Source organism: Streptomyces sp. NPDC094147 (assembly GCF_044764265.1).
Taxonomy (GTDB): Bacteria; Actinomycetota; Actinomycetes; order Streptomycetales; family Streptomycetaceae; genus Streptomyces.
In genome coordinates this window covers 225,886-240,631 of the sequence record NZ_JBIWHT010000002.1, presented here as the reverse complement: position 1 = coordinate 240,631, position 14,746 = coordinate 225,886, and the positions used below count along the sequence as shown (strand labels likewise).

Genomic DNA, 14,746 nt, shown 5'->3' with positions numbered 1-14,746 from the left:
CAGCAGGGCCACGAGCAGCATCGCGCAGGCCGGCGCCACCGCCGCGAGCCCGTTGAGCAGGGCCCGCTCGCGATTGCGGTACGCGTAGAGCGTGTTGACGGCGATGAACGGCGCCGCGCAGCAAGCCGCGAGCAGCAGCCACGGGTGCGGTACGGCGAGCGAGAAGCCGAAGGCCGCCGCGGCGGCGACGCACAGCGCCGGGCGGGCGTGGCGGCGCGGCGCCTTCGGGTTGCGGGAGATCCTGCTCAGCCGCAGCCACTGCTGGGCGTGGTGGGTCGCGAGGTAGCCGAGCACCAGGCCACGAGCAGCGGCGCGTGCGACCACCCGGGGTGCCCCAGGAACGTACCGGCGAGGAAGGGGACGGCGAGCATCGGCCCGGAGCCCTTCGGCCCCGGCGTCGAACTCGCCTGGCCGGGTTTCCCCGAGCGGAAGGCATCCTGATGGACCTGCTCCTGTGGGGCGCACTGCCCTATGTTTCGTTCGCGCTCCTGATAGCGGGGACGGTCCGGCGGGCCCGGCACGACGGGTTCGGCTGGACCACCCACTCCTCGCAGGTGCACGAGTCCCGCCTCCTGCGCATCGGTTCGCCGCTCTTCCACTTCGGCATGCTCTTCGTCGTACTCGGCCATGTGGTGGGCCTGTTGATCCCGCGGAGCTGGACGGACGCGGTCGGCGTGAGCGACCACACGTACCACCTGATGGCGGTGTCGACGGGCGCGGTCGCGGGCGCCGTGGCGGCCGTCGGCATCGCGATCCTGGTCTGCCGGCGCCTCCGGGTTGCGGCGGTGCGCAGGGCGACCCTGCGCGGCGACCGCCTGATGTACGCGTTCCTGCTCGGCGCCGTCGTCCTCGACCTGACGGCGACCGCCCTCAACTCCACGGGCGCGACGGGCGGTTACAACTACCGCGAGGGCATCTCCATCTGGTTCCGCCCGCTGTTCACCCTCCAGCCCGATCCGCCCGTACGTCGTCCACCGGCGCCGCGGCCCTGTCCGACCCGGCGCCCGCACTCGGCGCCCGCACTCGGCGGCCGCACTCGGCGGCCGCCATGGGGGTGGCGGCGGGCAGGCGAGCGCTCCGAGCGGGGTAAGCGTCCGGGCCCCCTGCCTGGGGCTCCGCCCCAGACCCCTTCGGGGGCGCAGCCCCCGGTTGGCCGTCCCACTCGCGCAGCCCGCGCTCAGCCCCCGCAGGATGGGGGGATGGAACACCACCCTGACCCGCGCAGGCGGACCCGGGCCGCCGCGTTCAGCGTCGCTGCCGTACTGCTCGCCGCCATCGGCTGTTCCGGCGGGGGCAAGGACGACAACGGGGTCGGCTCCGCCGCCGCCGACCCGGCCGAGCTCGCCACGCAGAAGCTGAGCTGGAAGGCGTGCCCCGCGCCCACCCCCGCGGAGGGCAGTGGTTCCGCGCCCTCCCCGCTGCCCGGCGGCGCCCAGTGGACGTGCGCCACCATGAAGGCACCGCTCGACTACGGCAACCCGCAGGCGGGCACCGTCGACCTGGCCCTGATCCGCACCGAGGCCGGCGACAAGGCCCAGCGCATCGGCTCGCTCATCTTCAACTTCGGCGGACCCGGTGGCTCGGGCGTGACCACGCTGCCCGCCGCCGCGGGCGACTACGAGGCCCTGCGCGCCCGCTACGACCTGGTCAGCTTCGACCCGCGCGGGGTCGGCGCCAGCGCCCCCGTGCGCTGCGAGAACGACTCCCAGCTCGACACGTACTTCGCCCAGGACGCCACCCCCGACGACGCGGCCAAGGAGAAGACGTACGTCGAAGGCCTCAAGTCGTTCGCCACCGCCTGCCAGGACAACTCCGGCAAGGTGCTCCCCCACGTCGGCACCACCGAAGCCGCCCGCGACATGGACCTGCTGCGCCACGTGCTCGGCGACAAGAAGCTGTACTACATGGGGATTTCGTACGGAACAGAGCTCGGCGGCGTCTACGCCCACCTCTTCCCGGGGAACATCGGGCGGGCCGTCTTCGACGCCGTGGTCGACCCCACGAGCAACGCCAAGCAGGGCGCGCTCGGCCAGGCCAAGGGCTTCCAGCTCGCCCTCGACAACTTCGCCCAGGACTGCGTCAACCGCGGTGACAAGTGCCTGCTGCGCGGCGCCGACGTCAAGGAGGTCGAGGACGTCATCGTCAAGCTGCTCGCCGGGCTCGACAACAAGCCCATCCCGGCCGGCAACAGCGGCCGCACGCTCACCCGGACGCAGGCCACCAACGGCATCGCCCAGGCGCTCTACTCCAAGGACTACTGGCAACTCCTGGAGCAGGGCGTCGACGAGGCGGAGGGCGGCAACGGCGCCCTGCTCCTCGCCCTGTCGGACGCCATGAACGGGCGCGGCAAGGACGGCACGTACAGCAACATCCAGGCGGCCAACGCCGCCATCAACTGTGCTGATTTCAAGGAGCGTTACTCACTGGAGCAAACGAAGGCCGCGCTCCCCGAGTTCCAGCGCGCCTCACCCGTTTTCGGCACCTTCATGGCCTGGGGCCTCATGGGCTGCTCCTCGTGGCCGGTGCCCGGACAGTGGGACACCCCCGACGTGAGCGCGCCCGGCGCCGCCCCCATCCTGGTCATCGGCAACACCGGCGACCCGGCCACCCCGTACGCGGGCGCCAAGAACATGGTGGACAAGCTCGGTCCGGGCGTCGGCGTGGAGCTCACGTACAAGGGCCAGGGCCACGGCGCGTACAACAGCGGCGACAAATGCGTCCAGGGTGCCGTGAATTCCTACCTGCTGGACGGGAAGGTCCCGGCGGCCGGAGCGGTCTGCCAGTAGGGCGACGGCAAAGGGGCCGGTCCGCACCTTCCGTGCGGGCCGGCCCCTCGGTCAGCTGTGAGCAGTGCCGGCTAGTAGATCGGCTTCTCCGGCTCGATCTGGTTGACCCAGCCGATCACGCCGCCGCCCACGTGCACCGCGTCCGCGAAGCCCGCGGCCTTGAGGACCGCGAGGACCTCCGCCGAGCGGACGCCCGTCTTGCAGTGCAGGACGATGCGCTTGTCCTGGGGCAGCGACTCAAGGGCCGTACCCATCAGGAACTCGTTCTTCGGGATCAGCTTGGCGCCGGGGATGGAGACGATCTCGTACTCGTTCGGCTCGCGGACGTCGATGATCTCGATCTTCTCGTCGGCGTCGATCCACTCCTTGAGCTGCTTGGGAGTGATCGTCGAGCCCATGGCCGCCTCCTGGGCCTCCTCGGACACGACACCGCAGAAGGCCTCGTAGTCGATGAGCTCGGTGACGGTCGCGTTCGGACCGCAGACCGCGCAGTCGGGGTCCTTGCGGACCTTGACCTGGCGGTACTGCATCTCCAGGGCGTCGTAGATCATCAGACGGCCGACCAGCGGCTCGCCGACGCCCGTGAGGACCTTGATCGCCTCGGTGACCTGGATCGAGCCGATCGACGCGCAGAGCACGCCGAGCACGCCGCCCTCGGCGCAGCTCGGGACCATGCCCGGCGGCGGGGGCTCCGGGTACAGGCAGCGGTAGCAGGGGCCGTGCTCGGACCAGAAGACCGAGGCCTGGCCGTCGAAGCGGTAGATCGAACCCCATACGTACGGCTTGTTCAGGAGGACGCAGGCGTCGTTGACGAGGTAGCGCGTCGCGAAGTTGTCCGTGCCGTCCACGATCAGGTCGTACTGGGAGAAGATCTCCATCACGTTCTCGGCTTCGAGCCGCTCTTCGTGGAGGATCACGTTCACGTACGGGTTGATGCCCAGCACGCTTTCCCGGGCCGACTCGGCCTTGGAACGGCCGATGTCGGCCTGGCTGTGGATGATCTGCCGCTGCAGGTTCGACTCGTCGACCTCGTCGAACTCCACGATGCCGAGCGTGCCGACACCGGCGGCGGCCAGGTACATCAGGGCCGGAGAGCCGAGACCGCCGGCGCCCACGGCGAGCACCTTCGCGTTCTTCAGCCGCTTCTGCCCGTCCATCCCGACGTCGGGGATGATCAGGTGGCGCGAATACCTGCGGACCTCGTCTACGGTGAGCTCAGCTGCTGGCTCGACCAGGGGTGGCAGCGACACGGATACTCCGTTGGTCGGTAAGTCAGTACGGTTGTTCTCTGCGTAACACTGCCACGCGTCCCCTCATTCCGAGATACCAGGTCCGATCCGCGAGACGATTTCGTCCCAGTAGCCGGGCAGCGCCTCGAACGGGTTGATTTGTCCGCTTCCCCGGCGGGAGTGGTCGGCGCGGTCCGTGAAGTAGATCGTGCCCGCGCCCTGCCAGCGGGCGATCCGCAGCGCCTCTTCCAGACGGGTTCTGGGCACGCCGTGGACCAGGTGGCAGAAGCGCTCGGGCGGGTGGTCCGCGGTCCATTCGGCCACCTGTGACCAGCGGTAGTCGACCCACGACCCGCTGAAGGTGACGAGCTGGTCGGCGGCCTCCGCGTAGCCGGGGTACGGATGTGTCCCGTGCCCGAACACCAGGTGGGCGTCATCGCACAGGGCCCGCAGCGTTCCGGCGGTCTTCCGCATTTCGGGCAGGTCGTCTCGCTCCGTGGGACATCGGTCGAGGAGGAAGCCGTCGACCCGGTACCAGTCGAGGTAGCGGTGGGCCTCGGAGATCTGCTCGGCGAAGGAGCGGGTGCCGTACGCCGTGTCGAGGTGGCCCAGCACCCGGATGCCCGCGTTGCGCAGTTTTCCGGCGGCTTCCAGACAGTGCGGGTCGGGCCGGCTGCCGGGGCCGCCCGGAACCCCGCCGGACACGTTGAGCACGGTCCAGTGCAACGGCGTTCCGGGGCGGGTGAGTTCGGCCCATTCGACGGGGGCGACCAGCGGGTGGGCGTAGCCGGGGACGCCGAGGCCGAGCCGGGCTGCGCCGGTCGCCGCCCGCTGTCCCGCGAGCCGGGTCAGATTCGGCATGCCGCCTCCATCCAGATGTCCGCGAGGGATTCCTCCAGGTTGATCCGGGGCCGCCAGCCGAGCCGGTCCCGCGCGGTGCGCACATCGGCCTGCTGCCAGCTTCCGCAGCCGTCGGGGTACGGCGCGGGCGCGGCGAGGTGCTCCAGCGCGGCGTCACCGGAACGTGGGGATCCGATGAGGCCGGGCCGCATCACGGGCGGGCCGTCCAGTTCGTGCAGGGCGCCCGCGTAGCCCGCGACCCTGGCCAGGACGGCGGCCGCGTCGCGGAGCTTCACCGAGCGTCCGGTGCCGATGTTGACCACGCCCTGTGCGGCGGAGAGCGAGGCCGCGTGCACGGCCCGCGCCACATCGCGTACGTCCACGAAGTCCCGCTGCACCCCGAGTCCGCCGAGCTTGAGCTCGCCGTCGCCGGACTGCATCGCCCGCCGCATCGCCTCGGCGAGCCGGCCCAGCGGGGAGCCCGCGGGCGTGCCGGGTCCCACGGGCGAGAAGACGCGCAGCACGATCGCGTCGAGCCCGGAGCCGAGGACCAGTTCGGTCGCGGCGAGCTTGGAGACGCCGTACGGTCCGCCGGGGCGCGGCACCGCGTCCTCGGCGGTCGAGGAGCCGGGCTGCGAGGGCCCGTACTCCGAGGCGCAGCCGATCTGCACCAGGCGGGCGCCGCAGCCGCTGCGCCGCAGGGCCTCGCAGACGGTGGCGACGGCGACGGTGTTGTGCCGGGTCAGTTCGCGGGCGCCGCCGCGGGTGGCGCCCGCGCAGTTGACGACGACCCCGGGGTGCACGGCGTCCAGGAAGCGGGTGAGGGCTCCCGGGCTGCCGGTGGCGAGGTCGAAGCGCACGTCGGCGTCGTCGCCGCGCCCGAGGGCGGTGAGCTGCACGGCGGGGTCGGCGAGCAGGCGGTCGGCGACGAACCGGCCGAGGTATCCATTGGCACCGAGCAGCAGCACCCTCATCGCGCGATCCTTCCGTGCGGGCGGCGTGTGGCCGGTGGCAGGGCGGTCATGTGTCGTTCTCCTTCAATGCCTTGTCGCCCGCTCGTGACGTGACCGGGCGAGGTCGGTGCTTCGGTGGGGTGGGCGCTCCGTCGTGGGACGCCTCACTGGTCGGAGTGGGCCGAGGCGCGGGCCAGGACCGCGGTGGCGCGGACGAGCAGGGCGAGGGCGGCGGCGGCGCACACGGCGGCCGGCACGGCTGCGGCGCCCCAGGTCTCGACGGCGGTCTTGACGGGCCGCGCGAGGAAGCCGCAGCCGGGCAGCCGGCCCGCGAACACGGAGGCGAGCGCGAACAGTTCGGTGCAGCAGGCGGCGGCGAGCACCTTCGCGGCGGCCCCGGCGAACCCGTGCACGGCGAGCAGCCGGGCCGTCCAGAGCAGCGCCCCTAGCGCGGCGGCCGACACCAACAGGCCGGTTCCGTACGCCAGTTGAGCCGCCGCCAGGCAGGCGGCGAGCCCGCCGAGGAACAGCACCACGCTCCCCATCAGGAGCGGCCGCGAGCGCCCGGCGAACTCGGCGAGGCCCCGGCTGGAGGCGAGCGTCTTGCGGGCCTGTACGGAGAAGAGGTGGGCGCACCAGATCGCGGGGGCGACGGCGAACGCGAGGCCGGTGGCCGCCGCCGGGTCGAGCGCCCAGGCCCCGTCGGGGCCGCCGCGGACGGCCTCGCCGAGCAGCCCGTCGCCGCCGATCGCGTACGCCACGAGCCAGGCGGTGCAGAGCCGCCCGGCCGGACCGGTGTGCGGCTCGGCGCGCAGGGGGCCGCGCCGCAGGGCCAGCGCCAGGGCCGCCACGACGGCGGCCGTCCCGAGGGCGACAGCTGCCGGGCGGGCTCCGCCGTCGGTGAGCCGTACGCCCGTGACGGCGAGGGCGCAGACGGCTCCGGGCAGCAGTGCGAGCAGGGCCCATCCGGCGGGCTGCCGGGTCAACTCCCGTACGGGGGAGGGTGTTTCGGTGTCGCGCGGGACCCGGGCGTACAGCTCTTCGGCGAGGGAGAAGACGTCCCGGTGCCGGAAGCGGGCGGCGGTGCGGTCGGTGACGCCGTGCGCTTCGAGGCCCGCCGCGATCTCCAGCGGGTCGACGGCCCGCTCGCAGAGTTCGCGGTGGCGGTGCATGAGCGCCCTGACGGGATCGGCGGGGCCGCGCCGGGTGGTGGGGCGGCTCGCGGCGGCGGGTGCGGAGGCGAGGGCGTCCTTCGAGCGTGCGCCCCAGGCGGTGCCGGTGGCCGGGGCGGCGGGGATGTCGGTCATGCGCCCGCCTCATCTTCCGCCTTGGCGCGTTTCTCGGTCAGGACCGCGAGCGGGCCGCCCGCCCAGCTCGGTCCCGGGCTGCCAGGGGCGGCCGGTACGCGGGCCGCGGTCGGGGCCGCCCAGCGTCCCGGCACATGGGCCTCGGCGGGGTGTGCGAAGGGCTGGGGCCCGCCGGAGTCGTCCCCGCTCTCGCGGTGGACCGGGTTGTGCGACATGAGCTCCAGGTAAATGCCGCGAAATGCCGCCAGGTTCTGCTCGACGGTGAACAGTTCGAGCGCGCGGGCGCGGGCGGCGGCGCCCAGGCGCGCGCGGCGCTCGGGGTCGCGCAGCAGCGCCACGCAGGCATCGGCGAGGGCGCGCGGGTTGCGCGGCGGCACCACCAGGCCGGTACCGCCGATGACTTCGACCACGGCGCCCGCGTCGGTGGAGACGGTGGCCCGGCCGCAGAACATGGCCTCGACCAGGCTGACCGGGAAGCCCTCGACCACGCTGGACAGGACGACGACGCTTCCGGCCGCGTACGCGTCGGCGAGTTCGGGGGCCTCGGGGCCGCCGATCTCCTCGAACGACACGGGGTTGTCGCCGACCGCGTGGGCGTCGGCGGCCTCGTCGGGGAAGAGCTGGGCGGCCAGCGCGCGGCAGTGGGCGAGGTAGGTGACGGCCTCGGGGCCCCGCACGGGCGCGGCGATCAGTCGCAGCCGGGCCTCGGGCTCGGCCTTGCGGACCTCGGCGAAGGCGTGCAGCAGCGCGATGAGGTCCTTGGCGGGCTCGATCCGCCCCACCCACACCAGGGTGTTCGGGTCGCCGCCGTACGCGCCCTCCCCCACGGCGTGGAACCGGTCGGCGGACATCCCGGGGTAGACCGTGCGCAGCTTGGCGCGGTCGGCTCCGCAGCGCTCCTGCCAGCGCCGGGCGTGGGTGTTGCCGGGGGTGATGAGGGCGGCCTGCGCGTACACCTCGGCGGCGAGGCGGCGTTGGAAGGCCGCGTGCAGGGCCCGTACGGGAACGGGGAGCCGGGCGTTGGCGAGGTACTGGGCGCGGACCTGGACGCCGTACTCGGTGACCAGGAGGGGGACTCCGCAGAAGCGTTTGGCCAGGAGGCCCGGCAGGGCCGCGCGGCCGCCGGACGCGGCGTGGCTGAGGTCGACCGCGCCGAGCGCGTCGTCGCCGTACCAGTCGAGCGACAGCGGGCGCAGGGTGCGCTCCAGGAGGCTCGCGAAGGCGAGGTGGTCGGGGACCCGGGCGGCCTGTACGGCGCGGTTCGCGCCGGGCGCGCGGCAGGCGGATTCCAGGATGCGGACGGCCGTCTCCGAACGCAGTTCGCCGCCGAGTCCGCCGTGCTCCCGGGCGAGGGCGGCCAGTCCGTAGAGCCCCTCGGTGAAGCCGTCGGGTTCGGCGCCGGTCGCGTCTTCGGTGCAGATCGCGCTGGCGAGCCGCCCGAAGTGCGCGGCGAACTCGCGCCGTTCACGGCGCCCGAAGCGGCCCAGGGCCGGGTGCCGCGCGTCGGGCCCGGACCAGAGCGGGGCGGTGCGCACCCGGCGCACCTGGGACGGCAGGTCGGCCGGGCCCTGTTCCTCCTGGTCCGCGCTGCCGCTCAGCACGTATATGTCGAACTCGTGCCGCGCGAGCCCGCGCACGAGCCGGTCGCACCACAGCCTGGACTCACCGGTCGGGTACGGAAAACCACCGTCCGTGAGCAGTCCGATCCGCATGTGCACACCCCCGATCTCCCTTGTGGGCGGCCACCGTTGGCAACGGCGACTCGCAGCGGGAAGAACGTATGCGGACATGCCGGTGGCGCGACGGACGGTTGTCCATCGCGCCACCGGAAGGGGTGAATGCACGTAACTTTCCCGACCTGGTGGCGTTCAGTCGCGCTACGGGTCGATCCGGTTACGCACGGCTATGCTGCTGCCACCTCCTGGCGGGGCGTCTCGCGCAGCTCGCGGCGGGCCGCGCGGCGCTCCGCGGCCAGCGCGGGATCCAGCGAGGGCACGGCCGCCAGCAGCTGCCGGGTGTACGGGTCCCGGGGCGCCCCGTACACGGCGTCCACCTCGCCCTCCTCCACGATCCGCCCCTGCCGCATCACGGCGACCCGGTCGCTGACCTGCCGCACCACGGCGAGGTCGTGCGCGACGAAGACCAGCGCGAGACCGAGTTCGCGCTGCAACTCGGCGAGCAGCGCGGTGACTTGGGCCTGGGTCGTCACATCGAGGGCCGATACGGGTTCGTCGCACACGATCAGCTGCGGCTCGGCGGCCAGCGCCCGCGCGATCCCGACGCGCTGGCGCTGCCCGCCGCTGAACTCGTGCGGGTAGCTGTCGTACCGGTCCGGATCGAGCCCGACCCGCTCAAGGAGCTCGCCGACCCGGGCCCGGACCGCCGCCTCGTCCCGCCGGCCGGCCGCCCGCAGCGGATCGGCGACGGACTCGCCGATCGAGCGGCGGGGGTTGAGCGAGGAGACGGGGTCCTGGAAGACCATCTGCACGGAGCCGGTGTTCTTCACGTCCCCCGCACTCGGCTCAAGGAGCCCGACGAGCATGCGGCCCAGGGTGGTCTTGCCGCTGCCGCTCTCGCCGACGATGCCGAGGGTTTCGCCCCGGTGCACTTTCAGGCTGACCCCGTCGACGGCGGTGAACGCGGCCCGGCCGCGCCCGAAGGATTTGCGAAGCCCGTTCGCCTCCAGCACGACGTCGCCTGCGGACCGTGCACCGGAGGCTCCGCCCCCGGACCCCCGTCTGGGGCGGAGCCCCGGTTCGGGAAGGGGCGGGGTGGGGGAAATCCTCGGGACCGCGGCCAAGAGCTCCCTCGTGTAGGGCTCCCTCGGAGAGCCCAGCACGGCGCCCACCGGCCCCCGCTCCACCTCCCGCCCCGCCCGCATCACCAGCACCTCGGACACGCTCTCCGCGGCGACCCCCACGTCATGGGTGACGAGGAGCAGCCCCAGGCCCGTCTCGCGGCGCAGTTCGTGCAGCAGGTCGAGGATCTGCGCCTGGACGGTCACGTCAAGCGCCGTCGTCGGCTCGTCCGCGATCAGCAGACGCGGCTCGCACGCGAGGGCCATCGCGATGAGGGCGCGCTGGCGCATGCCGCCGCTGAACTCGTGCGGGCGCGAACGCGACTTGCGGGCCGCGTCCGGGATGCCGACCCGGTCCAGGACGGAGACCGCGCGGGCTCGGGCGGCCCGGCGCGAGCCGCCCTTGTGCACCCGGTACACCTCGGCGATCTGGTCGCCGATCGTGTAGTACGGGTCGAGCGAGGACAGCGGGTCCTGGAAGACCATCGCCGCCAACCCGCCCCGCAGGGAACGGAGTTCGGCGTCGGACGCGGCCTCCACGTCGACCCCGGCCACCCGTACCGAGCCGGTGACCCGGGCGCCCGTCCCCCGGTGCAGTCCGAGCAGCGCGTACGCGGACGCGCTCTTGCCGGAGCCGGACTCGCCGACGACGCCGAGCGCGGCGCCGGGGGCCAGCGTGAAGGAGAGCCCGTCGACGGCCCGCACCTCCCCGAAGGAGATCCCGAGGTCGGTGACCTCGACCAGAGCTTCCACCGGAGAATCCACCCCGGGCTTCATCGGAGCGTCGGTCATGACAGCACCACCCGTCGGTCCGCCATCGCGTACAGGACGTCCGCGACCGCATTGGCAAGCACCACGAAGAATCCGGTGGTCAGGACCACTCCGACCACCACCGGCAGGTCGACCGTGCGCACGGACTGCACGAGTTGCCGGCCGATGCCGGGGATGCCGAAGAGCGTCTCGGTGAGCACCGCGCTGCCGAACATGGTGCCCGCGTCCAGCGCGGTGAGCGCGATCACGGGGGCGACCGCGCCGCGCAGCGCATGGCGCCCGACGATGGCCCGCTCGGTCAGTCCGTACGCCCGGAAGGTGCGCACATGGTCCTCGGCGAGCGTCTCCAGCATCGAACTGCGGGTCAGCCGGGCGTACTTGGCCGATTCGATCAGCGCGAGCGAGAACCAGGGAAGCAGCAGTCCCCAGAACCACTGCTGGGGGCTGTCCGTGAAGGGCACGTACTGCGGGAAGGGCAGCCATTGCAGGGTGGAGCACAGGATGATGATCAGCAGAAGGCCGATGACGAACACCGGCGTGGAGGTGCCCGCCAGGGTCAGCCAGGTGAGCAGCCGCTCGATCACTCCGCCGCGCTTCCACGCGGACAGCAGCCCGGTTCCGACGCCGAGCAGCAGCCACAGCGCGAACGCGCCGACGACCAGCGATCCGGTGACCGGGAGCTTGCCGAGGATGAGGCCGGTGACCTGCTCGTCGGTGCGGTAGGACTGGCCGAGGCAGGGCGCGGAGCAGTGCACCGTGCCGGTGCCGGACGAGAAGTCGCGGCCGGCGAAGATGCCCTGGATGAAGTGGCCGTACTGGACGTACAGCGGGTCGCCGAGCCCCAACTTGTCGTGGACCAGGGCGACTTGCTGCGGGGAGCAGCGTTCGCCGCAGACGATCTGGGCGACGTTGCCGGGGGCCACGTAGAAGACGAGGTAGACGATGACGGAGAGGGCGAGGAGCACGAAGGCGGCTCCGGCGATCCGCCTCAGCAGAAAGCCTGTCAACTTGCCTTCTCCTTAAGGGATTTGCTGCCGGCGCGCGACTTGACGCCGACGCGCAGCCGCGAGGCCGCCCGCGGGTCCAGTGCCGTGCGCACTCCCTCGCCGATCACCGTCAGCGAGAGGACCGTGATGAACAGCAGCCCGGCCGGAAGGAGCAGATACGTCGGGGCCGCCTGGTACCAGGTGTTGGCGTCGGTGAGCATCTGCCCCCAGGACGGCGTGGGCGGTTTGATGCCGACGCCGAGGAAGGACAGTGCCGCCTCGGCCACCACATTGGTGGGGACAAGGAGTACGGCGTACGTGATGACGGGCGCGGCGAGCGCGGGCAGCAGCTCGCGGCGGGCGATCGCCCAGGTGCCCCAGCCGCTGAGCCGCGCCGCCGAGACGTGGTCGAGCGTCTTGAGCGTGAGGGCGCCCGCGCGCACGATCTTCGAGGTGCCGAACCAGCCGAGCCCGGCGATGATCAGGGTGATCAGGACCGGTCGCGGGATCGAGGCGGGGGCCACGGCGAGCAGGCCGAGGGTGATGACGAGCATGGGCAGCGCGGCCGCCACGTCGGTGACGCGGCTGACGATCTGGTCGGCCCAGCGGCCGCCGAGGGCCGCGAACAAGCCGAGTCCCACGCCGAGCGCGACCTGGATGAGGGTGGCGACGAAGGCGACCCCGAGCGAGACCCGGGCGCCGTACACGATCCGGGCGAACAGGTCGCGGCCGGTCTGCGGTTCGACGCCGAGCCAGTGCTCGGCGCTGACCCCGCCGAAGGAGCCGATCGGGACGCCGCCGCTGGCCGAGTCGACGAGCGCGGGGTGGAAGGCGTTGGGGTCCTGGCCCTCCAGGGCGGTGAGCAGGGGCGCCGCGAGCGCGACGAGGACGAGCAGGGCGAAGACGGCCGCGGCGGCGGTGACCGCGCGCTGGGCACGCAGCCGCCGCCAGAACAGACGGCCGCCCGGGGCGGGCGCGACGGCCCCCGCCCCGGTGGCCAACAGGGCTTCGGACATGGCTACTTGACCGCGATCTGGGAGACGTCGAGCACGCCGGTCCAGTCGCTGATGACGACGTTCTTGACGTCCTTGCCGACGAGCCGCTTGTAGACCGGGTGGAACAGCGGCACGACCACGGCCTGTTCGCCGATCTTCTTGTCGAGCGCGCCCCAGCGCGGCGCTGCCGCGGCGAGGTCGGTCAGCTTGTTGATCTGGTCGATCTCGCTGTTGACCGAGGGTTCGTTCAGGAAGCCGGTGTTGAAGTTGGCGCCGTCCTGGACGATCTGGCGGCCGTCGAAGATCGGCGCGAGGAACGGGCCGCCGGAGGGCCAGTCGGCGCCCCAGCCGCGCAGGAAGAAGCCGGGCTCCTTCTTCACGCTGGCCACGGTGTCGTTGTAGTCGTTGCCTTCCAGGCCCTGGAGCTTGACGGTGATGCCCGCCTTCTTCAGGGCGTCCTGGAGGGCGGTGGCGACCTCGGGTCCCTTGGGGCCGCCCTTGGCGTTGGAGTGGGTGAGCGTGACGGTCAGACCGTCGGGGAAGCCCGCCTCCTTCAGGAGCTCCCTGGCCTTGTCGGCGTTGCCGGACGCGCCCGCCGGGAAGGGGTCGTACGGGGTGTACCCGAAGGCCTTCTGGTTGGGCAGGAAGGTGGTGGCGGCCTCGGCGAGCGAGGAGCCGCCCACGGCGTTGACGGCCGAGGTGCGGTCGACGGCGTACGCGATGGCCTGGCGGACCTTCGGGTTGTCGAACGGCTTCACGTTCGGGTTGAACGCGATGTAGTTGGTGTAGCCGAAGTGCCCGGTGCCGACCCGGGCCGCGAGCTGCTTGTCGCTCGTCACCTTGGCGAGTTCGGCGGGGCCCAGGTTGGTGTCGGTGGTGACGGCGGCCGCGTCCGGGCCCTGCGACGCGGAGAGCCGCTGGTTGATGACGGCCTGGTCGAGCCCGGAGCGTACGTCGATGGTGTCGGGGTAGGCCTTGCGCTGGGTGTCGGTCGCCCCGGACCAGTTGGGGTTGCGGTCGAGCACCAGGTGCTCGCCGTCGTTCTCGTTCTTGACCACCTTGTACGGGCCCGAGGAGACGGGGTGCTCCGCGTACTTGGTGCCGTTGTCCTTGGCCTTGGGGACGGGCGCGAACTGCGTCTGGGTGGCGAGGAAGGGGAACTCGCCCTCGGGCTTGTTCAGGTGGAACACGATGGTCTTGGCGTCGGGCGTCTGGATCGAGTCGAGGCCCTTGCCGCCGTCCTTGTAGGGGCCCTCGTACTTTGCGCCGCCGACCAGCCAGTCCCTCAAGTACGGTGCGCCGCCGGAGAGTTCGGCGGAGAAGGAGCGCTCGATGCCGTACTTGATGTCGGCGGTGGTGATGGGGCTGCCGTCCTCGTACTTCAGCCCGTCCTTGAGCGTGTACGTCCACACGGTGGCGTCCGCGTTGGGCTTTCCGGTGTCGGTGGCGAGGTCGGGGACGACCTTGGTGCCCTCGGCGCCGTTCGCGCGGTTGCGGGTGGTCAGGGTGCGGAAGACGAGCGAGGGGACGTTGCCGCCACCGGAGGTGTAGAGCCTCGCCGGGTCGAAGGCGGTCTGCGCCTCGTTGTTGAGGACGCTGAGCGTGCCGCCCTTGTGGGGCGTGCCGGACGCGCCGGCTCCGGCGTCCTTGGCGCCGCCGCCCTCGGGGCCGCAGGCGACGGCGCCCACGGCGAGAACCACGGCTATCGCTGCCGCTCGTGCGACATTCCCCGACGGAATGGACGTGTGACGCATCGGAAGTAGACCTCTCGGTGACTGCTCTGGCAGAGCGGGAATCGCGGGCGCCCACAGCACGCGCACAGCACCGAAAGGAAGAAAGGGGGGTGGCTGCGCCCGCGTGCGGAATCCGTGCGGAAGCACGGAAATACCCGGGCGCAAAATGGGAAAAGGGGAAGTCGAACGCGCGCGGGCGGGCGTCAGCGACAGAGGATGTCGGCCACGCTGTGCCCGGTCACGCCGATGAGCGCCAGCTCAATGGCGGCGCGTTCGGAGGCGGCGTGACGGTGCGACATGCCGAGAAATATGGACGACCCGCTGTTCACTGTCAACCGAGAATGAGACA

11 protein-coding genes and 2 pseudogenes are annotated in these 14,746 nt (G+C 72.2%); 2 read left to right on the top strand and 11 right to left on the bottom strand.

The annotated features are described in order from the left end of the window. Window positions 1-66 precede the first annotated feature (66 nt). Window positions 67-294, bottom strand: a pseudogene (locus tag ACIQ8J_RS06520) (YwiC-like family protein); the annotation flags it as partial. A gap of 146 nt (window positions 295-440) precedes the next feature. On the opposite strand from ACIQ8J_RS06520, the pseudogene narI reads away from it, so the two are divergent. Both narI and ACIQ8J_RS06510 read left to right on the top strand, forming a co-directional pair. Then, window positions 441-947: pseudogene (gene narI / locus ACIQ8J_RS06515) on the top strand (respiratory nitrate reductase subunit gamma); the annotation flags it as partial. Window positions 948-1,199: 252 nt separating this feature from the next. Further along, the gene (locus ACIQ8J_RS06510) at window positions 1,200-2,786 is read left to right on the top strand and encodes an alpha/beta hydrolase (protein WP_403267762.1); all 1,587 of its coding nucleotides are present in this window, start codon (window positions 1,200-1,202) and stop codon (window positions 2,784-2,786) included. Between the two features lie 71 nt (window positions 2,787-2,857). On the opposite strand, the gene moeZ is transcribed toward ACIQ8J_RS06510, so the two are convergent. The 10 genes from moeZ to ACIQ8J_RS06460 form a co-directional block, all read right to left on the bottom strand. Beyond that, window positions 2,858-4,036, bottom strand: a complete 1,179-nt coding sequence (gene moeZ / locus ACIQ8J_RS06505; RefSeq protein WP_403267041.1) for an adenylyltransferase/sulfurtransferase MoeZ — start codon at window positions 4,034-4,036, stop codon at window positions 2,858-2,860. Window positions 4,037-4,099: 63 nt separating this feature from the next. Beyond that, entirely contained in the window at window positions 4,100-4,876 is a 777-nt protein-coding gene (locus ACIQ8J_RS06500; protein ID WP_403267043.1) for a spherulation-specific family 4 protein, read from the bottom strand. Next, window positions 4,864-5,829, bottom strand: a complete 966-nt coding sequence (locus tag ACIQ8J_RS06495) for an NAD-dependent epimerase/dehydratase family protein (protein WP_403267046.1) — start codon at window positions 5,827-5,829, stop codon at window positions 4,864-4,866. Before ACIQ8J_RS06495 ends, ACIQ8J_RS06500 begins: the two co-directional genes overlap by 13 nt. 143 nt (window positions 5,830-5,972) lie before the next feature. After that, entirely contained in the window at window positions 5,973-7,115 is a 1,143-nt protein-coding gene (locus ACIQ8J_RS06490) for a hypothetical protein (RefSeq protein ID WP_403267049.1), read from the bottom strand. Then, complete coding sequence (locus ACIQ8J_RS06485) at window positions 7,112-8,827, bottom strand: DUF3492 domain-containing protein (RefSeq protein WP_403267052.1); 1,716 nt, start codon at window positions 8,825-8,827, stop codon at window positions 7,112-7,114. Before ACIQ8J_RS06485 ends, ACIQ8J_RS06490 begins: the two co-directional genes overlap by 4 nt. A gap of 191 nt (window positions 8,828-9,018) precedes the next feature. After that, on the bottom strand, window positions 9,019-10,704 hold the full coding sequence (locus ACIQ8J_RS06480; RefSeq protein WP_403267054.1) for a dipeptide ABC transporter ATP-binding protein: 1,686 nt from the start codon (window positions 10,702-10,704) through the stop codon (window positions 9,019-9,021). Continuing rightward, window positions 10,701-11,690, bottom strand: a complete 990-nt coding sequence (locus tag ACIQ8J_RS06475) for an ABC transporter permease (protein WP_403267057.1) — start codon at window positions 11,688-11,690, stop codon at window positions 10,701-10,703. Before ACIQ8J_RS06475 ends, ACIQ8J_RS06480 begins: the two co-directional genes overlap by 4 nt. Then, the gene (locus ACIQ8J_RS06470) at window positions 11,687-12,685 is read right to left on the bottom strand and encodes an ABC transporter permease (protein ID WP_403267060.1); all 999 of its coding nucleotides are present in this window, start codon (window positions 12,683-12,685) and stop codon (window positions 11,687-11,689) included. Before ACIQ8J_RS06470 ends, ACIQ8J_RS06475 begins: the two co-directional genes overlap by 4 nt. A 2-nt stretch (window positions 12,686-12,687) precedes the next feature. Further along, entirely contained in the window at window positions 12,688-14,418 is a 1,731-nt protein-coding gene (locus tag ACIQ8J_RS06465; RefSeq protein ID WP_403267063.1) for an ABC transporter substrate-binding protein, read from the bottom strand. A gap of 182 nt (window positions 14,419-14,600) precedes the next feature. After that, window positions 14,601-14,696, bottom strand: a complete 96-nt coding sequence (locus tag ACIQ8J_RS06460) for an Ms4533A family Cys-rich leader peptide (protein WP_329463189.1) — start codon at window positions 14,694-14,696, stop codon at window positions 14,601-14,603. Between the last annotated feature and the right edge of the window lie 50 nt (window positions 14,697-14,746).

Excerpts from the sequence above, each read along its gene's own strand:
- ACIQ8J_RS06490 (WP_403267049.1), bottom strand. The coding sequence starts at position 7,115 with ATGACCGACATCCCCGCCGCCCCGGCCACCGGCACCGCCTGGGGCGCA.
- ACIQ8J_RS06465 (WP_403267063.1), bottom strand. The coding sequence starts at position 14,418 with ATGCGTCACACGTCCATTCCGTCGGGGAATGTCGCACGAGCGGCAGCG.
- ACIQ8J_RS06500 (WP_403267043.1), bottom strand. The coding sequence starts at position 4,876 with ATGCCGAATCTGACCCGGCTCGCGGGACAGCGGGCGGCGACCGGCGCA.
- ACIQ8J_RS06510 (WP_403267762.1), top strand. The coding sequence starts at position 1,200 with ATGGAACACCACCCTGACCCGCGCAGGCGGACCCGGGCCGCCGCGTTC.
- ACIQ8J_RS06495 (WP_403267046.1), bottom strand. The coding sequence starts at position 5,829 with ATGAGGGTGCTGCTGCTCGGTGCCAATGGATACCTCGGCCGGTTCGTC.
- ACIQ8J_RS06485 (WP_403267052.1), bottom strand. The coding sequence starts at position 8,827 with ATGCGGATCGGACTGCTCACGGACGGTGGTTTTCCGTACCCGACCGGT.
- ACIQ8J_RS06470 (WP_403267060.1), bottom strand. The coding sequence starts at position 12,685 with ATGTCCGAAGCCCTGTTGGCCACCGGGGCGGGGGCCGTCGCGCCCGCC.
- ACIQ8J_RS06480 (WP_403267054.1), bottom strand. The coding sequence starts at position 10,704 with ATGACCGACGCTCCGATGAAGCCCGGGGTGGATTCTCCGGTGGAAGCT.
- ACIQ8J_RS06460 (WP_329463189.1), bottom strand. The coding sequence starts at position 14,696 with ATGTCGCACCGTCACGCCGCCTCCGAACGCGCCGCCATTGAGCTGGCG.